Raw genomic sequence first — 23046 nt, forward strand, 5'->3', positions numbered from 1 at the left:
TTGTTGTCGTTATCGGCATCGAGTCGTGTCGCGTCCGTCGCGTCTTCAGCGCAACTGGAACCAGGTCGTCTTCAACTGGGTGTACTTGTCGAAGGAATGCAGCGACAGGTCGCGACCGAAGCCGGACTGCTTGCCGCCGCCGAAAGGCACCGCGACGTCCAGCGCGTCCACGGTATTCACCGACACCGTTCCGGCATTCAAGCGCCGCGCCACCCGGTGCGCACGGTGCAGGTCGTCGCTCCACAGCGAGGCGGCGAGGCCGTAGCGGCTGTCGTTGGCCAGGCGTATGGCCTCGTCCTCGGAGTCGAAGGCGCTGATCGCCAGCACCGGACCGAAGATTTCCTCGCGGGCCAGCTGCATGTCCGGGCGTACGTCGCCGAACAGGGTCGGTTCGATGAAGTTGTCCGAACCGTTGATCGTCAACTGGCGGCCACCGCCGAGCAGGGTCGCGCCCTCGCCTTGCGCCCGCTCGATGGCGGCGAGAATCCCGGCGGTCTGCCGGCGGTCGACGATGGCGCCGGCGCGGCTGGCCGGGTCCAGCGGATCGCCCGGCTGCCAGTCGCGGGCCTTGGCCAGCAGGCGCTCGACGAACTCGTCGTGGATCGAACGCTCCACCAGCAAGCGCGAGTTCGCCGAACAGACCTCGCCCTGGTTGAAGAAAATGCCGAAGGCGGCCTTTTCCGCCGCCTGGTCAAGATCGCGGCAATCGGCGAACACCAGGTTCGGACTCTTGCCGCCGCACTCCAGCCAGACCTGCTTGAGGTTGGATTGCGCGGAATACTGCATGAAGTACTTGCCGACCTCGGTGGAGCCGGTGAACACCAGTGCGTCCACCTCCGGGTGCAAGCCGAGGGCCTTGCCGGCCTGCTCGCCGAGGCCCGGCACCACGTTCAGCACGCCTTCCGGCACCCCCGCCTCCAGGGCCAGCTCGGCCAGGCGCAGGGCGGAGAACGGCGACTGCTCGGCCGGCTTGAGCACCACCGAGTTGCCGGCGGCCAGGGCCGGGGCGAGCTTCCAGGCGGCCATGTCGAGCGGGAAGTTCCACGGCACCACCGCGCCGATCACCCCCAGCGGCACGCGGGTAATGGTGGCCAGGGTCTGCTGGGCGGTCGGCGCGACCTGGTCGTAGAGCTTGTCGAGGCTTTCCGCATACCAGGCGAAGACGTGGGCGGCGCCGGGTACATCGATGTTCCAGGCGTCCATCACCGGCTTGCCCATGTTCAGCGAGTCGAGCAGCGCCAGCTCTTCGCGATGGGCCAGCATCAGCTCGGCCAGGCGCAGCAGCACGCGCTTGCGCTCGACCGGGGCGAGACGCGCCCAGGGGCCTTCGTCGAAGGCGCGGCGGGCGGCGGCCACTGCCGCGTCGACGTCGGCCGCATCGCAGGCCGCGACCCGCGCCAGCAGGCGATTGCTCGCCGGATCGATGGCGTCGAAGGTAGCGCCGCTGGCGGCTGGACGCTGGCGGCCGCCGATCAGGGCCTGGTCGATGAAGCGCTGTGTCGCGGCGCGCCGTTGCCAATCGCTGAGTTCGAACACCCCACCTTCTCCTTGTTATCTCGCCGGTCTGCGCCGGTCGTGGTTCTGCACGCATGGCCCGGACCGCCGGGAGGCGGACCGCTGTCCATGGGGTCGATGGGGAAGGATGGTCGCGCAAGCCGCGGCGAAGGAAAATTATTAAAAATGTCCTCGGGACATAAGAAAAAGCTGGCCAGGCGTGCCCCGGCAAAGTGCGTCGTGCTGGGTTATCGTGCAGGCGGGCAATCGTCGTCGCGGCCAGCGCCGCGACGCCCGGCAGCGGCCTGCAACTTGCTTGCAGCGCGGCGGACACAACAATCGAGGCGCGCACGCCCGGCCCGGGGAGGATGATGCGCCGATGAGGTCTTGCAGTGGCGTCCTATACCTTGCGGCAACTCAAGTATTTCGTGACCACCGTGGAATGCGGCAGCGTGGCCGAGGCCTCGCGCAAGCTGTACATCGCCCAGCCGTCGATCTCCACGGCGGTGAAGGGTCTGGAGGAAAGCTTCGGCGTGCAGCTGTTCATCCGCCACCACGCCCAGGGCGTGTCGCTGACCCCCGCCGGCGCGCGCTTCTACCGCAAGGCCCAGGAACTGCTGCGGATGGCCCACGAGTTCGAGCAGAACGCCCTGGCCGACAACGACGTGATCGCCGGGCAGATCGACATCGGCTGCTTCGAGACGGTCGCCCCGCTCTACCTGCCGGGCCTGATCGCCGGCTTTCGCCAGGCCTATCCGGGGGTGGAGATCCGCATCCGCGACGGCGAGCAGCAGGAACTGGTGCAAGGCCTCACCTCCGGGCGCTTCGACCTGGCCTTCCTCTACGAGCACGACCTCGACTCGACCATCGAGACCGAGCCGCTGATGCCGCCGCAACGACCCCACGCGCTGCTCCCCGAAGGGCACCGCTTCGCCGGGCAGGCGCAGGTGTCGCTGCGCGACCTGTGCCTGGAACCGATGATCCTGCTCGACGTGCAGCCCAGCCGCACCTATTTCGTCAGCCTGTTCGAGGAACTCGGCCTGACGCCGAACATCGCCTTCAGCTCGCCGTCCATCGAGATGGTGCGCGGCATGGTCGGCCAGGGCTTCGGCTTCTCCCTGCTGGTCACCCGCCCGCATTCGGAATGCACCTACGACGGCAAGAAGGTGGTCATGGTCGACCTCGCCGAGCCGGTGTCCACCTCCGGGCTCGCCGCCGCCTGGCTGAAACGCGCGCAACTGACCAAGCCGGCACGATTGTTCGTCGACTACTGCCGGGAGCAACTGGGCAAGCTTGCCGAGCGCCGGCACTGACCCTCAGCTTTCCGACATTCCAAGAGGAACTTTCTTTCTGACAAAGACGAATCCGATGACTGTGGCAAAAAGCCTCCGTTGCTAGGGTGGCCGGCGCTCCGGACCATCCCGGTCCGGCAGGTCACCGGCAGCAAGGGCACCATCCGCTCCATCCGCTGAGTTCCGTTAGCCTATCGGCGGCTCAGGCTGCCGAACCGGGATTCCATCCGGTCAGTGCAACTCCGCCTTCCCCAAGGCGTTTCCAGGCCGTCATGCTCCGCCACGCGCTAGGACATGACGGCCCTTTTTACCCCTCCCGCGCCGCCTCAGGCACAATCCCCCGACGCCACCGGCCAGGGGAACGCGGATGCTGATCGACGAAGAAATCACCCTCAAGAAGCTGGAAACCTTCCTCGCCTTCATGCGCACCGGCAACCTGGCGCGCGCGGCGGCGGAACTGGGCACCAGCAACGTCAGCGTGCACCGCGCCATCCACTCGCTGGAAAGCGCCCTGCGCTGCCCGCTGTTCAAGCACGAGGGACGCAACCTGACCCCGCTGGAAAGCGCCTACGTGCTCGAGGAGCGCGCGCAGAAGCTGGTCCAGGAGGTACTCGACACGGTGCGCCTGACCCGCGAGGCGGCCGGCTTCTCCGCCGAGCGCTTCAAGCTCGGCGCGCTCTATTCGCTGACGGTGAAGACCGTGCCGCAACTGATCATGGGCCTCAAGCTGCGACGCAGCGCGCTGAATATCGACCTGATCCTCGGCTCCAACGTCGACCTGTTCTACCAGCTGAAGAACATGGAGCTGGACGCCATCCTGGTGTCGCTCAACGACAGCGTCAGCGATCCCGACTGCGAGCACCTGCCGCTGTTCTCCGATGACATTTTCCTCGCCGTGCCGGTGGACTCGCCCTACGCCAGGCTCGCCGAGATCGATCTCAGCACCCTGCGCGACACGCCCTTCGTCACGCTCACCCAGGGCTTCGCCACCCATCAGGACGGCACCCGGGTGTTCCAGCAGGCCGGCTTCGAACCGCAGATCGCGATGCAGGTGAACGACATCTTCACCCTCCTCAGCATGGTCAGCTCGGGGGTCGGCCATGCGCTGCTGCCCAAACGCATCGAGGCGGTCTACGAGAACCGCGTGCGGCTGATCCCGCTGCAACCGCGCTATCGCCTGCAGCAGCACATCGGCGTGGTGTTCCTCAAGGCCAAGGAGCGCGACCCGAACCTGCTGGCGTTGCTCGCGGAGTGCCGGATGTACAGCCTGCGCCTGGAGCAGGAGGCGACGGGATAGCGGATGGAAGTCCAGCCCGCTGCCCTCTCCCCAACCGTCTCCCTTCAGGGAGAGGGAGCCCGGACCAGCCCGCTCACCCAACCAGGCCGCGCACGCTGAAATACAGCAGCGACGGCCCCAGCAGGCAACCGATGGCGGTATAGAACGCCGCGGTCAGGCAACCGTAGGGCACCAGCTTCGGGTCGGTGGCGGCGAGGCCGCCGGCGACGCCGCTGGAGGTGCCCATGAGACCGCCGAAGATCACCGCCGTACGTGGATTGTTCAGGCCGATGTAGGGCGCGACGAAAGGCGTCAGGACCATCACCAGGATCGCCTTCACCAGCCCGGCGGCGATGCTCAGCGCCATCACCTCGGAGCTGGCCCCCAGGGCGGCGCCGGTCACCGGTCCGACGATGTAGGTGACCGCGCCGGCGCCGATGGTGGTCAGGCTGACCGCATCGGTGTAGCCGAATGCCATGGCCACCGCGACCCCGGCGACGAACGACGAACCGACCCCGAGGAACAGCGACACCACCCCGGAAACCCCTGCCCGACGCAGTTCCTCGACATTCACCCCGAAGGCCGTGGCGACGATGGCGAAGTCGCGCAGCATGGCGCCGCCCAGCAGGCCGATACCGGACATCAGGGGCACGTCCACCAATCCTTTCTGCCCGCCGGTGGCGACGCCGCCGACGTAGGACAGCACCAGGCCGAGGAAGATCGCGATCGCCGAGCCGTGCAGGCGCCCGCGGGTGAGGCGCGCCGACAACCAGTAGGACACCGCCATGGTCACGCCGATGATGGCGAAGCCGCTGATCAGGCCGTAGCCATTGATGACTTTGTTCAGGGACTCGAACATGGCGCTCACCCCTGCACGCTGGTGCGCGGTTTCAACGGCGGGGCGCCTTCGGCTTTCTTCCGGCCGAAGCGGTCGAGCAGCGGGACCAGGGCGAAGGCCACGGCGACCGCGGCGATGCCGGCGAGGATAGCGGCCGGCCCGCCGCTCAGCGCGCCGAGGACATTCTGCTGGGCGGCCATGGCGACCACGATGGGAATGTAGACCGCGCTCCAGAACTCCACGCCCTGCTCGGTCTTCGCCGAGAGCAGGCCACGCTTGCCCAGGTAGCCGCCGACGAAGATCAGCAGCAGCATGGCGATGCCGACGCCACCGACGTTGGCCGGCACGCCGAGCAGCACGCCAAGGATCTCGCCGATGAACAGCCCGGCGAGGGTACACAGAGACAGCAGTGCGACACCGTAGATAATCATTATTGTTGTCCTCGGTTGCGGATCGATGTTGTTGTTTTTATGCCTCGAACGAACGCTTATCGGGTTCTCTTTTCCTCCTCGCGCAACAGGGCGTCCAGGGTATCCGCCCGGGAGCCTTCGAAGGCCGGCGTGGCGCAGCCGAACAGAGGCCGCGCCAGACCGCTGAGGACCCGTCCCGGCGGCAGCTCGAGATGCAGGCGGGCACCGCGCTCGTAGGCGCTGCGCAATGTCGCCAGCCACTCGACGCGGCGCGCCATGTTGCCGGCGAGATCGTCGGCCAGCGCGGCCGGTTCGGCGACCAGGCGCGCCCGGCTGCTGCTCAGGTAGGGCACGCGCGGCCGATGCAGGTGGATGCCGGCGAAGGCTTCGGCCAGGCGCGCGGCCGGTTCGTCGAGCAGCGCACAGTGCGACGGTACGCTCACCGTCAGGCGCTTCGCCGCGCTGGCACCCGCGGCACGGGCGCGTTCGGCGAGGGCGGCCAGCGCCGCTTCGCTGCCGGCCACCACCAGTTGCCGCTCGGCGTTGACGTTGGCCAGGTAGAGCGGCGGGTGCTCGCGCCGCACCGCCAGGATCAGCGCTTCCAGTTGCGCCTGTTCGAGACCGAGGATGGCGCTCATCCCGTAGCCCTCGGGCCAGGCGGCCTGCATCAGTTCGCCGCGCAGCGCCACCAGACGCAGCGCGTCGTCGAAGTCCAGCGCACCGGCTACCACCGCCGCCGGATAGGCGCCGATGGACAGCCCGGCGACCAGCCCCGGCCGATGCCCGCGCGTCTCCAGCAGGCGGCTGGCGGCGACCCCGGCGATCAGCAGGCACAACTGCACCGCGCGGGTGCCGCGCAAGGCCTCGGCGCTCTCCAGTTCGGCCGGCGCCTGGCCGAGACAGTCCGCCGCCTGCTCCAGGCAGGCGCGCACCGGCGGTTCGTCGGGCAAGGCCGCGAGCATGCCGGGACGTTGGGCACCCTGGCCGGGATAGGCGAACAGCACGCTCATGCCTCGACCTCCGCGACCCGCCAGGGGTCTTCCAGCAACAGCGGCGCCTCGCTGCCTTTCGCCAGCACCCGGGGCCGACCCTCGGCCCATTCGCGCAGGGCCACGCCGCCCGCCGGGGTCTGCAGTTGCAGGTCGATCCGGCAGGGACACTGCTCGAAGCGTTGCAGCAGGCGTAGCGCGTCATCGCGCGGGAACGGGCGCGGGGTGCGCAGCAGCAGGTCGAGGTCACTGTCCGGATGCAGCACGGCGACCCCGCTGGCCAGCTCGAAACCGGCGCCGCCGGTCACGCCCCAGGCCAGTCCCAGCGCGTTCAGCGGCGCACGCAGGTCGCGCAAGGCACGCCAGGCCGGCAGATCGCGCAGCATCGCCGGCTCGCGCTGGCCCAGCGCTTCCGGGCGCAAGCGCCGGGTGATTGCCGCCAACGGCATCCAGCCGGCCCAGCGCTGCTCCCGCGCCAGGCCGCGCACGCCGATGGCCACCCGCGCAGGATCTGCCGGCGCACGGCGCACCACCACCGGCCAGCCGGCCTTCAGTGCCGCGCAGACCCAGGCCGGAGCATTCTCCGGCAGATGCGCCGGCGCCATGCCCAGGAGCAGGTCGTGGGGCTCCGGCGCTGCCCAGCGGCGCATCGGATCAGGAGCGAGCCGTCGCCGGCTGGAGCCCCGCTGTGAGCTGTTCGCGATGACCACGGCTCGCTCCTGAATTCACCACTGCTCGCGCAGCAGCCGGCGCACCCGCGCCGACGCCTCGCGGTTGGCCGCGCCGAGGCGGCCGCCGAGGTCGCGCGGGCCGCCGAGGATATCGGCCAGGGCCTCGCCCAGGCAGGTGCGGACCCGCACCAGGTCCGCCGTCGACGGCACCTCGACGGTCTCCACCGGAAGGGTCCTCCAGAGCAGGCCGAGCGACGCGTAGCTGTCGATGTCGTAGGCCATCGGCGGCACCTTCGCCGCCAACGCCTCCAGTTCCTCGACGCTGCGCAGGGTGATCCGCGCGGCGGCGGCCTTGCCCATGGCGTGGACCATCACCCCCGGATCGTGCAAGGCGATCAGGCGGTTGGCCTGGTAGCCGTGGGCGAGGAACGCACCGGACATCGCCTTGCCCACCAGCAGGCCGATCAGCGGATGCCCGGCGAGTCGGGCGCGGGCGTAGGCATCCACCGCCCCGGCCAGCGCCTGGTGGATACCCAGGGCCTCCTCGCGGCGGCCGTAGGCCTGGCTCGGCACGTCGACGATGGCCAGCAGCGCGCGCTTGCGCGGCGCCTCGCGGTCGGCCTCCAGCGCCTCGTCGACGGCGGCGGCCAGGCCCCAGCCCTCGAGCAGCCCGACCTCGCCCTGGCGAGCGCGCGGGAACGGATTGTCGGGATCGGGCACGACGGCCAGGAAACGCACCGGGTAGCCGTCCAGCTCGGCATCGGCGACGCGCAACGAAGCAGGATCGCCGGGACGCGGCGCGAGGCTACCGGCCAGCGCCTGGAACCAGGCCAGGCCACGGGAAGTGAACGGTTGGCTCATGTTGCATCTCCTTGGCCCAGCCCCTGGTACAGCCGGCGCACGCCGGCGGCATCCGGTTGCTCGGCGGTATCGAGGTCGCCCAGCCGCCGCAGGTAATCCTCGGCGCGGCGGCAGCGCGGCCGTGCCGGCAGGCCCTTGGCGAAATACGCGAGTACCGAGGTGCGTACCTCATCGAGGTCGTCGGCCAGGTAGGCGTCGGCGAGACCGCTGGCGAAGCGCTGCTCGCCGCCGGTGAGGCTCCAGATGAACGGCCGGTCGCGCGAGTCGTATTCAGCGATGCCGGCCTCCTGTTCGATCACCTGCGGACCGTTCAAGCCGAGGCGCGCCTCGCGGGTCACCAGCACGTAGCTGCACAGCCCGGCGGCGATGGACATGCCGCCGAAGCAGCCGACCGGCCCGGCGATCACCGCCACCACCGGCTGGTAGCGCTGCAGATCGACGATGGCCGCCTGGATCTCGGCGATCGCCGCCAGTCCGAGGTTGGCTTCCTGCAGGCGCACGCCACCGGTTTCCAGCAACAGCAGGGCCCGGGTCGGAACGCCGTTGCGGTTGTCCTCGGCGGCCAGCTCCAGCGCGCCGGCGATCTTCGCTCCGCTGACTTCGCCAAGGCTGCCGCCCTGGAAAGCACCTTCGATGGCGGCGAGCACCGCCGGCTGGCCGTCGAGGAGGCCACGGGCGACCACTACCCCATCGTCGGCCTGGGGCACGATGCCCTGTCGTTCCAGCCAGGGTGACTGCACGCCGGCGAAGGGGTCGAGCAACTCGCGGAAGCTGCCCGCGTCGAGCAGGGCACGGGCGCGTTGGCGCGCTCCCAGTTCGGTGAAGCTGCGCAGCGCCAGCAGGCGGGCGACGTCAGTCATGGCCAGCCTCCTCCAGTGCCTGCTCCAGGCGCAGGCGGACCACCCCGGGAGTGGCGCCGAAATCGTGGATGCGGATCGACGCGGCCGGCGCCGTGGACGCCGCGAAGACCCGCGCGAAGAGTTGTTGCCAGCGCGTGCCGCTGCCGTTCACCGAGGTCACCACCTGGATGCTCAGCGCGCCTCCGGCGGCCGGCTCGAGCAGCACCTCCAGGTCGCCGGAGCCGACGCAGCCGGCCAGGGCGCGACCGCGCGCCGGAGCGCCGGCGGGAAATTCGAAGGTCAGGGTTTCCATCTCAGAGACTCCCAGCCCACCCACCGGACACGGCGGGCAGGCGATCGAGGAAAAGACAGGCGGCCAGCAGGTCGGCGGCGCCGCCGGGCGAAGCGTTCAGCGCCAGCAGGCGGCGGTCCAGCTCGCACAGGCGGCGACGCCCGGCGAGACTGGCGCTGCCGCCGGCGGCGAGCACCGCGCGGGCGCCATCCTGCATCGCGGCGAGGCCGACGCGGCCGGCGCGGTGCAGCACGCAGGTATCGTCGAGGACGCTCATGATCGCCAGCAGCGCATCGAGCCTGGCGTTCTGCTCGCCAGCGCCGCCTTCGCGGCTGCGCCATAGCTGCGGCAGGCCGTGGCGCACTGCGCGGGGGAAGCCGAGACGCGCCTCCTCGCGGGCGCCGCCGACGCCGTAGCGCCGACGGACGCGCTCGCCGTGGCTGTCGCCGATGGCGGCCGCCGGATCGTCGAGCAGGGCGATGCGTCCTGCGCGCGCGGCCACTTCGCCGGCCTGCGTGCGGCGCGGTTCGAGAGCGGCGGCCGCGACCAGCAGGCCGAGCGCCCAGATCGCTCCGCGATGGGTGTTCACGCCTTCGGTGGTACGCAGCATCGCCACCTCGCCGTCGCGCCCCAGTTGGCCAAGGACGCCGCGCAGGCGCGCATCGATGCGCCCATGCCGCTGGGCGGCGTCGGCCATTTCCTTGAAACACGGCCACAGGCTCAGCGCCGAGGCCTGCATCAGGCCCAGGTGCAGGTCGGCATGCGCGCCATTGCCGCGGCGGTCCACCAGGGCCGGCTTGGGCGACAGTTCGGCTTCGTCGATGAGGGCGTCCACCGCCAGGTCGGCCAGGCATTCGCCGAGGTCGGCGCACGGCGTCGCCGCGAGGTTCGCGATGGCGTTCATCACCAGCTCCTGAAACGCGCCGGCGGCTGGTACAGCCCGCCGGACCACTCGACCAGCTCGGCGATGCTCTTCGCCGCCAGCAGCTCGCGCGAGGCGTCGGTGCGGCGGATGCCGAGGTCCTCGGGCAGCGCGATCAGCCCTTCGCGGCGCATCCGCAGGGTCTCGCGCGGATCGTGGCGCAGGCCGATCGGACTGATCCCCGCCACCGCGGCGATCATCGCCTGGCGTTCCTCCAGGGAGCGCGCCTTGTACAGGTAGGCGATGCCTTCCTCGGTGAGCACATGGGTGACGTCGTCGCCATAGATCATCACCGGCGCCAGCGGCATGCCGGTCTGGCGCGCCACCTCCAGCGCGTCGAGACGCTCGACGAAGGTCGGCTTGCCGCCGTCCTGGAAGGTCTCGACCATCTGCACCACCAGCTTCCTGCCGCGCTCCAGCAAGGCCTCGGGTTCGCCCCGCATGTCCAGCCAGGCCGGCGTCGAGTGGCGCCGGCCACGCGGGTCGTGGCCCATGTTCGGGGCGCCGCCGAAACCGGCCAGGCGTCCGCGGGTGACGGTGGAGGAATGGCCGTCGCCGTCGACCTGGAGGGTAGCGCCGATGAACAGGTCGACGGCGTATTGTCCTGCCAGTTGGCAGAACATCCGATTGGAACGCAGCGAGCCGTCGCGACCGGTGAAGAACACGTCGGGACGCTGGGCGATGTAGCCCTCCATGCCCAGCTCGGTGCCGAAGCAGTGCACGCTCTCGACCCAGCCGCTCTCGATGGCGGGGATAAGGGTCGGGTGCGGGTTGAGGGTCCAGTGCCGGCAGATCTTGCCCTTCAGGCCGAGGGACTCGCCGTAGGTCGGCAGGATCAGCTCGATGGCCGCGGTGTTGAAGCCGATGCCGTGGTTCAGCGACTGCACGTTGTGCCGTTGGTAGATGCCGCGGATCGCCATCATCGCCATCAGCACGTGGACCGGCTTGATGTGGCGCGGGTCGCGGGTGAACAGCGGCTCGATGTAGAACGGCTGGTCGGCCTCGACCACGAAGTCCACCCAGGACGCCGGGATGTCCACTCGCGGCAGGTCGCGCGGGTCGTCGACGATACGGTTGACCTGGACGATGACGATGCCGTCGCTGAACGCGGTGGGCTCCACCAGCGCCGGGGTGTCTTCGGTGCTCGGCCCGGTGTACACGTTGCCTTCGCGGTCGGCGACGAAACCAGCGACCAGTGCGACGTTGGGGATCAGGTCGACCACCAGCCGCGCGTACAGCTCGATGTAGGTGTGGATCGCGCCGATCTCCAGCAGGCCGTCTTCGAGCAACTGGCCGATGCGCAGGCTCTGCGGGCCGGAGAAGGAGAAGTCGAGCTTGCGCGCGATGCCCAGTTCGAACAGGTCGAGATGCTCCGGACGACCGACGCTGGGCATGATCATGTGCAGGTCGTGCAGCTTGCCGGGATCGACCCGCGCCAGCGAACGGGAGAGGAAGTCCGCCTGCTTCTGGTTGTTGCCTTCCAGCACCACCCGATCGCCCGGCGCGATCAGCGCCTCCAGCGCGGCGACCAGACGTTCGCGCGGCAGCACCGCGCCGTCAGCCAGGCCGCGCACGCGCTCGAGGCGCCGCTGCTTTTCCTGGCGGCGCCGCGACCACTGCGGCGGGGGAGAGATCGGTGTCGTCATGTCGGCTCCAGGTTTCACGCTGTCGTGAGGAGCCACGTTAGGCAGGCCGCCAGGCCTGTTCAATCAAGCCGGGCGACGAACCGTTACGCCAAGGTTAACGATCTGAAGGATCAGGCGCGGCGACGGGCCTGGCTGTCGATCAGGTACTGCAAGCGGAACAGGTGACGGTAGCCGGCCTCCCAGGCGCCGTGGCCGGACTTCACGTTGATGTGCCCGGCCTCGGGCAGGATCACCGTCTCCGCGCCCCAGGCGCGGGCCAGGTGCATGGCGCGCTGCGGGCTGCAGGCCTGGTCGTTGTCGGAACCCACCAGCACGCTGGGGAACGGCAACGGCTCGCGGCTGATCGGCGCGAAGTTGCGCAGCGCCTCGGCGCAGCTCTCGCGCTCGACGTCGGCCGGCGCCACCAGCAGGGCGCCGCGCACCTGCTCGCGCACCCGGCGCTCGGCCTGGGCCGCCCACAGCGCCACTGTCACACAACCCAGGCTGTGCGCGATCAGCACCACCGGCCCGGGCTGGCGGCGGATCTCGGCGTCCAGCTCGGCGATCCAGTCGGCGCGCAGCGGGGTGATCCAGTCCTGTTGCTCGACCCGTGAGGCATTGGGCAGCGCGCGCTGCCAGTGACTTTGCCAATGGGCGTCTTCCGAGCCGTACCAACCGGGCACCAACACATAACGGACGCGTTCGCTGTGCATGGAGATCCCTCCAGAAAAATTCATCACCAGGGAAGTGTAAGGGCGCAGTCTTTTTTCTCTAAGGAATAAAAAGCAATTTTAATATTCTATTAATACATATATGCCAATCGAGTTGATCCAGCGCAAGCCGAAGCCACTTTTCCGCGGCAACGCCTGGGCGGCGCAAGCCATCGGCGGTATACCTGAGCGCAGGCATCAGGTATCGGGACAGGATCATGGCCAAGAAATTTCCTCTCCATCCCAGCCACCCGGAGCGCATCTGCTGGGGTTGCGACCGCTATTGCTCGGCGGAATCGATGGGCTGCGGCAACGGCGCCAGCCGCACCCAGCATCCCAGCGAACTGTTCGGCGAGGACTGGGCCGGTGAATGGGAAGTCGAAGGAACGGAGGACGCCAAGGAGCAGGAGGCGCCGGCACGCCAGGCCTGAGCCTTGCCCAGGCGGGGGCGTGCAAGCGACGGGCACGATGCGCGATGCATTCGGAAGCCCGGCCTCGGCGGACACGCCCGAGGAGCGTCCATCCGGAATAAAAAAGACCGCTCTCCCCTGCCCGGATCGGAGCGGTCGAAACCGTTGCCCGCCCGGCCTGCGCCGGACGGCGTGGATTCGCTTCAGCGTGCGGTGATCACCGCCAGCCTGGTGATCCCGGCGCGCTCGATGGAAGCCATGGCCTTCGCCACCTGGCCGTAGTTCACCCCTTCGTCGGCCTGCAACTGCACGCGGACCTCGGCGTCCTTCGCCTTGGCCGCGGCCAGGTTGCTCTCCAGCAGCTCCGGCTGGATCTCGTCCTTGTTGACGAACAGCTTGCCGGCGCCATCGATGCTCACCACCAGGGGATCCTTCTGCTCCGGCGGGGCCACCGATTCGGTCTTCGGCAGGTTGATCGGGATCGAGTTGGTCAGCAGCGGCGCGGTGACGATGAACACCACCAGTAGCACCAGCATCACGTCGACCAGCGGGGTGACGTTGATTTCGGAAAGGACTTCGTCGCTGTCCTGGGTCGAGAAGGCCATGTCAGGACGCCTCCTTCACGTTGCGCGAGGGGTTGCCGGCCTGGCGCGCGGCGGAGGGATGGACGATGACGCGGAACGCGCTCTTCTGCGCCAGGCTGTAGAAGTCGTGGGCGAAGTCGTCGAGGTCGGCGGCGGTCAGCTTCAGGCGCCGCAGGAAGTAGTTGTAGACCAGCACCGCCGGCACCGCGACGGCGATTCCCACGCCGGTGGCGATCAGCGCGCTGCCGATCGGCCCGGCCACGGTCTCCAGGCTCGCCGAGCCGGCCGCGCTGATCCCCTTGAGCGCCTCCATGATGCCCCAGACAGTGCCGAACAGACCGATGAAGGGCGAGGTCGAGCCGATCGAGGCGAGCACCGCCAGGCCCGACTCCAGGGAACGCCGCTCGCGCTGGATCTGCTGGCGCAGGGCGCGTTCGAGACGGTCCTGGTGGTTGATCGACTGGGCCAGGTCGGGCTGGCCGTTGTCCTGCACCTGGATCGCGGCGAAGCCGGCCTGGGCCACGCGGGCGCCGGCGCCCTGCTTGTCCTGCGCCTGCTCGCCGGCGGAGTCGAGGCTGGTGGCGCTCCAGAACTGCTTCTGGAACTGGCGGTCCTGGCGCTTCTGCCGGGCGAACTGCACGCCCTTGACCAGGGCCAGGCCCCAGGTGACCACGGAAAAGCCGACCAGCAGCCAGATGACGGCGCCTTCGACGGATTCGAGCGGGGTGGTTAACAGACTCATGACGGATGCTCCTCGTGACGCTGCAGATTCAGTTCAACTTGAAATCGATCGGTACGCTGACCCAGCCGTCCTCGGCCTTGTCGCCGCGCTTGGCGGGAACGAAGGACCAGCGCTTGACCGCTTTCACCGCGGCCTGGTCGAGGGCTTCGCGACCGCTCGACTTCTGCACCTGGATCTCGCTCGGACTGCCGCTGGCGAGGACATGCACCCGCAACAGCACGGTGCCCTCCCAGCCGCGGCGCATGGCCAGGGCGGGGTATTCCGGCGCCGGGTTGTGCAGGTAGCCGGCGTTCGCCGACGGCGGCGTCAGCGGCGCCGGGGCGGCGGCCGGCGGGGCGGGTGGCGCGGCGGGTTGCGGCGGCGCGGGCGGAGCCGGCTCGACGGCCTTCGGCGCCGGCTTCGGCCGGGGTTGCGGCTTGGGCTTGGGTTTCGGCTTGGGCACCGGCTTCGGCGGCGGCGGCTTCACCGCGTTCTCGTCGACCACCGGCGGTGGCGGTTCCTCGACCACCGGCGGCAACGGCTCGGGCGGCGGCGGTTCCACCACCGGCGGCGCCGGGGCGGTGAACTCGATGGTCATCGGCGGCACCTGTGGCGGCACCTCGGGCAGCGCCGGGGTTCTCTGCTGGCTCAGCCAATGGATCACCGCTCCGTGCAGGGTCAGGGCGAACAGGACCAGCAGGATCGTCTCGCGCCGGCTGAGCACCCGACCCTGTGCCGGGCTGTGGCGAACCAGGTGCAACGCCTGGCGAACCGGCCGACCGAGCGCCACCAGGTCGCCGCCGGGCGTCTCGCGCCAGGGCTGCGTGCGGGCATCGACGGGCTGGGGGGTTGCCATGGAAAAGCTCCTTGCACTGACGAACTCGATGGCCGCTCAGGTCCGTGCTGGAGTCCTAGCGGCGCAGGGAGTTGCATGATTGGCAAGGAGGCTTAGCTCCTGAAGTAATTATTTTTGTTATGGAAATAACTTCTGGAGCTATGGGTTTCGCCCCTGTCGCCACAGGCCGCGTGGTTGGCGGGCTACAGCGATCCGACGAAAAACCCATGCCTTGCGGGCATGAAAAATATTCCTGAAAGGCTGGTGTTTTCGCCGTTGGAAGCGGCGGAGAACGCTGCGCGGGCAACCCGCGAAAACGAAAAACCCCGGCCTGGGCCGGGGTTCTGGTGGACTCAGCGGGGAATCACTCCACCGCCTTGACCATGTCTTCGATGACCTTCTTGGCGTCGCCGAACACCATCATGGTCTTGTCCAGGTAGAACAGCTCGTTGTCCAGGCCGGCGTAGCCGCTGGCCATGGAGCGCTTGTTGACGATCACGGTCTTGGCCTTGTAGGCCTCAAGGATCGGCATGCCGGCGATGGGCGACTTCGGATCGTTCTTCGCCGCCGGGTTGACCACGTCGTTGGCGCCGAGCACCAGGACCACGTCGGTCTGGCCGAACTCGGAGTTGATGTCCTCCATCTCGAACACCTGCTCGTAGGGCACCTCGGCCTCGGCCAGCAGCACGTTCATGTGCCCCGGCATGCGCCCGGCGACCGGGTGGATGGCGAACTTCACGGTGACCCCGCGATGGGTCAGCTTCTCCGCCAGTTCCATCAGCGCGTGCTGGGCGCGGGCCACCGCCAGGCCGTAGCCGGGGACGATGATCACGCTGTCGGCGTTGGTCAGCAGGAACGAGGCATCGTCGGCCGAACCGGACTTCACCGGACGCTGCTCCTTAGAGCCCGCCGGGCCGCCGGCGTCGGCTTCGGCGCCGAAGCCGCCGAGGATGACGTTGAAGAACGAGCGGTTCATCGCCTTGCACATGATGTAGGAGAGGATCGCGCCCGAGGAGCCGACCAGCGAGCCGGCGATGATCAGCATCGAGTTGTTCAGCGAGAAGCCGATCCCCGCCGCGGCCCAGCCGGAATAGGAGTTGAGCATCGACACCACCACCGGCATGTCGGCGCCGCCGATGGGGATGATGATCAGCACGCCGAGGACGAAGGCCAGCGCCAGCATCACGGCGAAGGCGGTGAGGTTGCCGGTGAACATGAACACCAGGCCCAGGCCGAGGGTCGCCAGGCCGAGCACCAGGTTCAGCAGGTGCTGCCCGGAGAACTGCACCGGGGTGCCCTGGAACAGGCGGAACTTGTACTTGCCGGAGAGCTTGCCGAAGGCGATCACCGAACCGGAGAAGGTGATGGCGCCGATGGCCGCGCCGAGGAACAGCTCCAGGCGGTTGCCGGTGGGAATGGTGTCGCCCAGGTGCGCGACGATCCCCAGCGACTGCGGCTCGACCACCGCGGCGATGGCGATGAACACCGCGGCCAGGCCGATCATGCTGTGCATGAAGGCGACCAGCTCGGGCATCTTGGTCATCTCGACGCGCTTGGCCATGATCGAGCCGGCGGTGCCGCCGACCAGCAGGCCGACGACGATGTAGCCGACGCCGGTGGTGGCGATCTCCGCGCCCAGCTTGAACACCAGGCCGACGGTGGTGGCCACGGCGATGGCCATGCCGACCATGCCGAAGAGGTTGCCGCGGCGCGAGGTGGTCGGGTGCGACAGGCCTTTCAGGGCCTGGATGAAGCAGACCGAGGCGATGAGGTACAGGAGGGTGACCAGGTTCATGCTCATCAGTGGCCCCCCGCCTTCGGCGCTTTCTTCTTGAACATTTCCAGCATGCGCCGGGTGACCAGGAAGCCACCGAACACATTGACCGCGGCCAAGGCCACGGCGAGGGTGCCCATGGCCTTGCCCAGCGGGGTCACGGTCAGGGCGGCGGCGAGCATGGCGCCGACGATGACGATCGCGGAAATCGCGTTGGTCACCGCCATCAGCGGGGTGTGCAAGGCAGGGGTGACGTTCCATACCACGTGGTAGCCGACGTACACGGCCAGCACGAAGATGATCAGGTTGTAGATCCCGTCAGAAATGATATCCATCGTTTTCACCGGTCTTCAGGGCGCAGGCGCGAGGCGTGCGCATTTATCGTTATCGAAGCTTCCCGACGCAGCGGCTCAGCCGTTCTTGCGCACCGCCTGGCCGTCGCGGCACATCAGGCAGGCGGCGACGATGTCGTCCTCGAGGTTCACGCTGAAGCCTTCGGCGTTCAGGGTGAGCTTGAGGAAGTCGAGGATGTTGCGCGCGTACAGCGCCGAGGCGTCCGCCGGTACCAGCGCGGCCAGGTTGCTGTGGCCGACGATGGTCACGCCGTGCCGGACCACGACCTGGTCGGCCTCGGTCAGCGGGCAGTTGCCGCCCTGGGCGGCGGCCAGGTCGATGACCACCGAGCCCGGCTTCATCTCCGCCACGGTCGCCTCGTGCAGCAGCGTCGGCGCCTTGCGGCCGGGGATCAGCGCGGTAGTGATGACGATGTCCGACTGCTTGGCGCGCTCGTGCACGGCCTTGGCCTGGCGCTCCATCCACGAGGCCGGCATCGGCCGCGCATAGCCGCCGACGCCTTCGGCGCACTCGCGCTCTTCGTCGGTCTCGTAGGGCACGTCGACGAACTTGGCGCCGAGCGACTCGATCTGCTCCTTCACCGCCGGACGCACGTCGGAAGCTTCGATCACCGCGCCCAGGCGCTTGGCCGTGGCGATCGCCTGCAGGCCGGCGACGCCGGCGCCGAGGATCAGCACGCGGGCGGCCTTCACGGTGCCGGCGGCGGTCATCAGCATCGGCATGAAGCGCGGGTAGTGGTTGGCGGCGAGCATCACCGCCTTGTAGCCGGCAATGTTGGCCTGCGAGGAGAGCACGTCCAGGCTCTGCGCCCGCGAGGTACGCGGCGCGGCCTCGAGGGCGAAGGCGGTGATGCCGCGCTCGGCCATGCGGGCGATGTTCTCGTTGTCGAAGGGGTTGAGCATGCCGACCAGCACGGCACCGCTTTTCATCTGGGCCAGCTCGGCGGCGCTGGGCGCGACCACCTTCAGCACCAGGTCGGCGCCGAAGGCCTCGGCGGCGCTGCCGATCGTCGCGCCGGCGGCTTCATAGGCACTGTCCGGCTGGCTGGCGTTGACGCCGGCGCCGCTCTGGACGATCACCTGGTGGCCTTGGCCGATCAGCTTCTTGACGGTTTCCGGGGTGGCGGAAACCCGCGTCTCACCGGCATGGGTCTCGAGGGGGACACCGATCTGCACTCACGAATCTCCTGCGTGATTGTCGAGTAGTCCGGGGCACTGCGGATGGCGCACCGGCTGCGGAGGTCTAGCTCACATACCGCGATTCGCGAACGAACCTTGGCGCGGCATTGTGCAATCGAGCCGAAAAGCCTTCAACAAGTTCTGAAGGCATACGACATAGAAACTACAAGTCATAAACCGACCAACAATTCCCACCCATCGCCGCCGGGCGCGTCCTGACTGGCGTGCAGCCTATCCGGGGAAGCCCGCGCGAGAATATGACATCCCTGCCGTGAATGACCGGCTATCAGGTCAAGCCGCTACGGCTTCGACGGGAAAATATCCTGCCAGCGCCGCGGAATGCCGGGGTAATTAATGTTTTTAATACGCTGTATCAGCAATCCCTGATGCCTGGCCAAAGTAGCAAAGCAAAACTTTGACTACAAAGTCAGGATCGCCTTTCCATGGGCGCTGCAGGCCAGCTCGTTAGACCAAAGGCGAATTGCCCTATGGGCAGGATAGACGCGGAGAAATGGCAGAACTGCGACAGCATGTCGCAGTTCTGCTAGCTATTCGCCGGAACGGAAGGGGCTCGCCAGAGCGGTGCGCAGCGACCGGCGTCGGTCGGCAACGGAGGAGCCGGCGCACGCTGGGGGATGCCGGTTCAGAACGGACGGCTGCCCGCCAGGCTGATGCGCTTCAGGCGCCGCCGCTCGCTGGCCGGGAAGGCGTTGCGCGCATGCAGCACGGCCTGGTTGTCCCACCAGACGATGTCGCCCACCGACCAGGCGTGGCTGTAGCTCAGTTCCGGGCGCGCCAGATGTTCGCGCAGGCGACCGATCAGCACCTGGCCCCGCGCGGGGTCGTAGCCGGGAATCTCCACCTCGGTGTGGGCGCTGAGGAACAGTACGCGCCGGCCGCTTTCCGGGTGGGTGCGTACCAGCGGGTGCTCGCTGCCCTGGATCGGTTCGATGTCCGGCGTGCGGTAGGTGGCGAAACCGCCGCCGTAGCCGCCCTCGCGCAGGCGGATGAAGGGGTTGTAGTTGATCAGGCGCAGGCCATCGATCTCGCGCCGGGTCGCCTCGTCGAGGCTCTCGTAGGCGCGCGCCAGGTTGGTGAAGCGCGTCTCGCCGCCACTGGACGGCACCTCCAGTGCGTAGAGGAACGAGCCGGAGGACGGCACCGGCGTCCATTGGTGGTCGATGTGTGCCGGCAGGGCGAAGTTGCCCAGTTCGCCGTCGCCGGTGTTGGCCACCTTGACGATGTCCGGCACCTTGCCGTCGCCACCCGAGGACAGCACCGGGATGTCCGCCGGCGGCTGGAACACCGAGCCGAACAGGGTGGCGAAGCGCAAGTACTGCTCATCGTCGAGGTGCTGCTGGCGGAACACCAGGATGTGGTGCTCGCGCAGCGCCTGCTTGAGCGCCAGGACCTGCTCCGGCGCCAGCGGCCGGCGCGCGTCAAGGCCACTGACTTCGGCGCCCAGCGGCGCCTCCAGGGGGGTGATGCGGAATGCCTCGGCGACCTCGGGTTCGGGTTGCCGGGCGGTGGCAGATTGGCTCATGTAAGGGGTCCTCGCGGGTTCGTTCTGCCTGTGGTCGCCCTCCCCGGCGAGGAGAGGGCCGGGTCCGTCATGCCTTCCGGATCGTCCGGCTGCGTTGCCCGTCGATGCCTACCGGCACGTCGCCGCCAAGGGTCACCCGGCGCACCACGCGCGGCTGGTCGCCGTAGTCGTCGATCGCGTAGTGCTGGGTCGCGCGGTTGTCCCAGATCGCCACATCGCCGGCCTGCCAGCGCCAGCGCACGGTGTTCTCCAGGCGCGTGACGTGCCCCTGCAGCACCGCGAAGAGGTGCGCCGAGTCATGCTGCGAAAGACCCTTCAGGCGTTTCACGAAGTGGCCGAGGAGCAGCGTCCGCTCGCCGCTTTGCGGATGCACGCGGACCACCGGGTGCTCGGTCTCGTAGACGGTCGAGGTGAACACCTTGCGGTAGTTCTCCAACTGCTCCAGCGAGGCGCTGGGCTTGACCCCGGCGTAGTCGTACTCGTTGCTGTGCACCGCCCAGAGCCGGTCGGCCAGCTCGCGCAGCTCCGCCGGCAGGTCGGCGTAGGCGCTCGCCGTGTTGGCCCAGACGGTGTCGCCGCCGGACTCCGGGGCCACCACGCTGCGCAGGATCGAGGCCTTCGGGTAGGCCTCGACGAAGGTCACGTCGGTATGCCAGGAATTGGCCCGGCGGCCTTCGGCGCCATCCAGCTCGAGGAGGAAGCGGGTGCCTTCGCGGGACGGCACGGTGGGGTGGGCGACCGGTTCGCCGAGCAAGTGGGCGAAGGCCTCCTGGGTCTGGTCGTCGAGATGGCTCTGGTCCCGGAAGAAGATCACCTTGTGGCGTACCAGGGCGGCCTGGATCGCCTCGACGGTGGCGGCGTCCAGTTCGCCGGACAGGGTCACGCCGCGAATCTCCGCGCCGATCCGTCCGGCGACCGGCCGGACGTCGAGCCGTACCGGCGTGGCGAGGGCTTGTGCTGCATTGCTCATGTCATGTTCCTCATGCGTGGGGTACTGCGTGGGTGAAGGCTCAGAAGTCGTAGCGCAGCGATACGCCGAGCGTGCGCGGCTGCCCCACCGATGCGGTGTAGGAGCCGTTGATGCTGGCGAAGGCGCTCAGGTAGTAGTCCTTGTCGAAGGCGTTCTTCAGCCATACCGAGGTGTCCAGTTGGCCGTCGCCGAGATCGCTGCGCAGACCGGCGGCGAGGTTCACCAGGGCGTAGCCGTCGATCTTCGAAAGGTCGGAGTTGTCCAGCGTGCCCTCGGCGGCGGAGCGGTAGGCGTAGCTGGCGCTGACGTAGGGTTGGAAGCGGTCGTCGAGGCGCCACTGGTATTCGCCATTGAGATTGGCGATCCATTTCGAGGCGCCGACCACGCGCTGCCCGCTGAGGTCGCAACTGCTCGGCGCGCCGGGCCGGGTGCTGACTTCCGCAGGGCACGGGGCATCCTTGAACGACAGGTAGGTGACGTCGTTATAGGAGCCGTTGAAGTTCAGGGTCAGGCCGCGCAACGGCAGCGCGGTGGCCTCGAACTCCAGACCACGCGAGCGCACGCTGCCGGCGTTGGCCAGCACCTGCACCAACTGGGTCGAGCCCGGCGCCTGGTACAGGGTGGTGGCCTGGTAGCCGTGGATGCCGGTCCAGAACAGGTTGGCGTTGAGCAGCAGGCGCCGGTCGAAGAGCGTGCTCTTCAGGCCCAGCTCGGCGTCGTTGGCGCGTTCCGGTCCGACCAGCAGCGAATCGGCGCCGGCGCTCGGTGCGCTGCCCACCGCCAGGTTGACCCCGCCGGACTTCTCGCCGTGGGACAGGCTGGCGTAGCCGAGCAGGTCGTCGCTGAACTGGTAGCTGAGGCTGAGCAACGCCGAAGGGGCGAAGTTGTACTGGCTGAGATCGCCGGAATCGTAGGCGCCGAGCTGGCCGTTGCGCACCGCCGCGCCGACCCCGCCGACCGCCGCGCCGCCCAGCGGAGCGAAGCGCTCGACCTTGGCGTTCTTCTCCTCGTAGGTACCGCGCAGGCCGGCGGTGAAGTCCAGGCGTTCGCTGAGGTGCCAGGTGCCCTGGGCGAACAGCGCGAAGCTGTCGGTCTCGATCTTGCCGTTGGCCTTCGAGTAGGTATCGTTCAGCGCGCCGAGATTGGCGCCGAGCAGGTACAGGTCGGCCAACGGTCCGTAGGAGGTGAAGGTCTTGTTGCCGAGGTTCTGCCTGAACGCGTAGGCGCCCACCACGTAGTCGAAGGCACCGCCGGTGGGCGAGGCCAGGCGGATCTCCTGGGAGAACTGCCGGTCGTGCACCTCCACCCCGGTGTCGTTGATCGCCGAGACGTTCAGTTGCTCGTCGTTGGCCGGGGTGAAGTGCCAGTAGCGGTAGGCGCTGATGGAGGTCAGGCGGTAGCCGCCGGCGAGGTTCCAGTTGGCCTCCAGAGAGCTGCCGCCCTGGTGCACGCTGACGTGCTGGCGGCCGTTGATGTTGACCTTCTTGCGCTGCGGATCGCGCAACGGCGAAGCGCCGACCAGCGCGGCGCGCTGCCAGAAACGCTCGGCGGCGCCGTAGACCACCATGCTGCCGTTGCTCGAATCCTCCTCGTTGTAGTCGGCGATCCAGCGCAGGCTGAAGTCCTCGTTCGGCTCGAACAGCAATTGCCCGCGCGCGCCCTGGCGCTCGCCGCCGTTGAGATAGTTGTCGTCGTGGATGTTCTTGATGTAGCCGTCGTCGCGGGTGCGATAGGCCGAGAGGCGTCCGGCGAGGGTTTCGCCGAGCGGCCCGGAAACCGTGCCGCGGCCCTGGAAGTAGCCGTCCTGCCCGCCGGAGACCTCGACGGTGCGCTCGGCGGTGAAGGTCGGCGCGCGGGTGCTGATGTTCAGCACCCCGGCGGTGGTGTTCTTGCCGAACAGGGTGCCCTGCGGACCGCGCAGCAGCTCCAGTTGCTCGATGTCCAGCAGGTCGAACACGGCCATTCCCGGACGTCCCAGGTAGACGTTGTCGAGGTAGATCCCGGCGCTGCCTTCCAGGCCGTCGCTGGCGGGGTTGTTGCCGATGCCGCGCACGGCGACGCTCGACTGCCGCGCATGGATGTAGGCGACATTGACGCTGGGCAGCACCTGCTGCAGGTCCTGCACCCGGGAGATGCGCTGGGCCTCGAGAGTCTCGCCGCCGAGCACGGTGATCGGCGTCGGTACCTTCTGCGAATCCTCCTCGCGGCGACGCGCGGTGACGGTAACCTTGCCCAGGGCCGTATCGGCCTTGGCCGGTGCGCTGCCGGCCAGCGGCGGCGCCTCCTCGGCGGGCGCGGGAGCATCGGCGGCACTGGCCGGCAACGCACCGCCGAGGGCGAGCAGCAGGGCCAGGGCGTAGTCGGAGCCGCCGGGCGGCGTTCGGCGGAGCGGCAAGCGGTAGTGATACTTCATCGTGAATGTCCTCGGTTCCGGCACAGCCGGACGCAGGCAGCAGGC

23 protein-coding genes are annotated in these 23046 nt (G+C 68.6%); 3 read left to right on the forward strand and 20 right to left on the reverse strand.

Annotated features, from left to right (window positions below):
• Nucleotides 1–45: 45 nt before the first annotated feature.
• Nucleotides 46–1536 (reverse strand): aldehyde dehydrogenase, encoded by a 1491-nt coding sequence (locus AC4OR5_RS00265; protein WP_003101907.1) that lies wholly within the window; start codon nt 1534–1536, stop codon nt 46–48.
• Between the two features lie 350 nt (nt 1537–1886).
• Between AC4OR5_RS00265 and AC4OR5_RS00270 the strand changes: the two genes are divergently transcribed.
• A complete protein-coding gene (locus tag AC4OR5_RS00270; protein ID WP_003084035.1) occupies nt 1887–2807 on the forward strand; it encodes a LysR substrate-binding domain-containing protein in 921 nt (306 codons plus the stop codon).
• Between the two features lie 346 nt (nt 2808–3153).
• Nucleotides 3154–4083, forward strand: a complete 930-nt coding sequence (locus AC4OR5_RS00275; protein WP_015502158.1) for a LysR family transcriptional regulator — start codon at nt 3154–3156, stop codon at nt 4081–4083.
• A 73-nt stretch (nt 4084–4156) separates the two neighbouring features.
• Here the strand turns inward: AC4OR5_RS00275 and madM are convergent, their stop codons facing one another.
• The 10 genes from madM to AC4OR5_RS00325 form a co-directional block, all read right to left on the reverse strand.
• Nucleotides 4157–4921: a malonate transporter subunit MadM gene (gene madM, locus AC4OR5_RS00280; RefSeq protein WP_003084016.1), complete on the reverse strand. Its 765-nt coding sequence runs from the start codon at nt 4919–4921 to the stop codon at nt 4157–4159.
• Between the two features lie 5 nt (nt 4922–4926).
• Entirely contained in the window at nt 4927–5331 is a 405-nt protein-coding gene (madL, locus tag AC4OR5_RS00285) for a malonate transporter subunit MadL (protein WP_003110240.1), read from the reverse strand.
• Nucleotides 5332–5387: 56 nt separating this feature from the next.
• Nucleotides 5388–6320 carry a malonate decarboxylase subunit epsilon gene (mdcH, locus tag AC4OR5_RS00290; protein WP_033989467.1) on the reverse strand — a complete coding sequence of 311 codons (933 nt, stop codon included), beginning with the start codon at nt 6318–6320 and terminating at the stop codon, nt 5388–5390.
• Nucleotides 6317–7009 carry a malonate decarboxylase holo-ACP synthase gene (locus tag AC4OR5_RS00295; protein WP_073657419.1) on the reverse strand — a complete coding sequence of 231 codons (693 nt, stop codon included), beginning with the start codon at nt 7007–7009 and terminating at the stop codon, nt 6317–6319. The genes mdcH and AC4OR5_RS00295 overlap by 4 nt, the downstream gene beginning before the upstream one ends.
• 15 nt (nt 7010–7024) lie before the next feature.
• Nucleotides 7025–7831 carry a biotin-independent malonate decarboxylase subunit gamma gene (mdcE, locus tag AC4OR5_RS00300; protein WP_003133103.1) on the reverse strand — a complete coding sequence of 269 codons (807 nt, stop codon included), beginning with the start codon at nt 7829–7831 and terminating at the stop codon, nt 7025–7027.
• Entirely contained in the window at nt 7828–8691 is an 864-nt protein-coding gene (locus tag AC4OR5_RS00305) for a biotin-independent malonate decarboxylase subunit beta (protein ID WP_003084003.1), read from the reverse strand. The genes mdcE and AC4OR5_RS00305 overlap by 4 nt, the downstream gene beginning before the upstream one ends.
• A complete protein-coding gene (locus tag AC4OR5_RS00310) occupies nt 8684–8983 on the reverse strand; it encodes a malonate decarboxylase subunit delta (RefSeq protein WP_058159906.1) in 300 nt (99 codons plus the stop codon). The genes AC4OR5_RS00305 and AC4OR5_RS00310 overlap by 8 nt, the downstream gene beginning before the upstream one ends.
• Nucleotide 8984: 1 nt before the next feature.
• Entirely contained in the window at nt 8985–9866 is an 882-nt protein-coding gene (locus AC4OR5_RS00315; protein WP_058159905.1) for a triphosphoribosyl-dephospho-CoA synthase, read from the reverse strand.
• A complete protein-coding gene (mdcA, locus tag AC4OR5_RS00320) occupies nt 9866–11530 on the reverse strand; it encodes a malonate decarboxylase subunit alpha (RefSeq protein ID WP_003111980.1) in 1665 nt (554 codons plus the stop codon). The genes AC4OR5_RS00315 and mdcA overlap by 1 nt, the downstream gene beginning before the upstream one ends.
• A gap of 110 nt (nt 11531–11640) precedes the next feature.
• Nucleotides 11641–12222: an alpha/beta hydrolase gene (locus tag AC4OR5_RS00325; RefSeq protein ID WP_016263963.1), complete on the reverse strand. Its 582-nt coding sequence runs from the start codon at nt 12220–12222 to the stop codon at nt 11641–11643.
• A gap of 215 nt (nt 12223–12437) precedes the next feature.
• On the opposite strand from AC4OR5_RS00325, the gene AC4OR5_RS00330 reads away from it, so the two are divergent.
• Nucleotides 12438–12650: a DUF3079 domain-containing protein gene (locus AC4OR5_RS00330; RefSeq protein ID WP_003111981.1), complete on the forward strand. Its 213-nt coding sequence runs from the start codon at nt 12438–12440 to the stop codon at nt 12648–12650.
• 182 nt (nt 12651–12832) lie between these two features.
• On the opposite strand, the gene AC4OR5_RS00335 is transcribed toward AC4OR5_RS00330, so the two are convergent.
• The 9 genes from AC4OR5_RS00335 to AC4OR5_RS00375 form a co-directional block, all read right to left on the reverse strand.
• On the reverse strand, nt 12833–13234 hold the full coding sequence (locus tag AC4OR5_RS00335) for an ExbD/TolR family protein (protein ID WP_003106175.1): 402 nt from the start codon (nt 13232–13234) through the stop codon (nt 12833–12835).
• 1 nt (nt 13235) lies between these two features.
• A complete protein-coding gene (locus AC4OR5_RS00340) occupies nt 13236–13955 on the reverse strand; it encodes a MotA/TolQ/ExbB proton channel family protein (protein ID WP_003083979.1) in 720 nt (239 codons plus the stop codon).
• A gap of 28 nt (nt 13956–13983) precedes the next feature.
• The gene (locus AC4OR5_RS00345) at nt 13984–14790 is read right to left on the reverse strand and encodes an energy transducer TonB (RefSeq protein WP_024947339.1); all 807 of its coding nucleotides are present in this window, start codon (nt 14788–14790) and stop codon (nt 13984–13986) included.
• 343 nt (nt 14791–15133) lie between these two features.
• The gene (locus AC4OR5_RS00350; RefSeq protein ID WP_003083975.1) at nt 15134–16570 is read right to left on the reverse strand and encodes an NAD(P)(+) transhydrogenase (Re/Si-specific) subunit beta; all 1437 of its coding nucleotides are present in this window, start codon (nt 16568–16570) and stop codon (nt 15134–15136) included.
• Nucleotides 16570–16878, reverse strand: a complete 309-nt coding sequence (locus AC4OR5_RS00355) for an NAD(P) transhydrogenase subunit alpha part 2 (protein WP_003083974.1) — start codon at nt 16876–16878, stop codon at nt 16570–16572. Before AC4OR5_RS00355 ends, AC4OR5_RS00350 begins: the two co-directional genes overlap by 1 nt.
• Nucleotides 16879–16953: 75 nt before the next feature.
• Entirely contained in the window at nt 16954–18072 is a 1119-nt protein-coding gene (locus tag AC4OR5_RS00360) for a Re/Si-specific NAD(P)(+) transhydrogenase subunit alpha (protein ID WP_003083972.1), read from the reverse strand.
• A 646-nt stretch (nt 18073–18718) separates the two neighbouring features.
• A complete protein-coding gene (locus AC4OR5_RS00365; protein WP_023100102.1) occupies nt 18719–19618 on the reverse strand; it encodes a TauD/TfdA dioxygenase family protein in 900 nt (299 codons plus the stop codon).
• A 67-nt stretch (nt 19619–19685) separates the two neighbouring features.
• Complete coding sequence (locus tag AC4OR5_RS00370) at nt 19686–20588, reverse strand: TauD/TfdA dioxygenase family protein (RefSeq protein ID WP_003110976.1); 903 nt, start codon at nt 20586–20588, stop codon at nt 19686–19688.
• A 40-nt stretch (nt 20589–20628) separates the two neighbouring features.
• Entirely contained in the window at nt 20629–23001 is a 2373-nt protein-coding gene (locus tag AC4OR5_RS00375; RefSeq protein ID WP_023874799.1) for a TonB-dependent receptor, read from the reverse strand.
• Between the last annotated feature and the right edge of the window lie 45 nt (nt 23002–23046).

This window comes from Pseudomonas sp. YA1 (assembly GCF_058680555.1).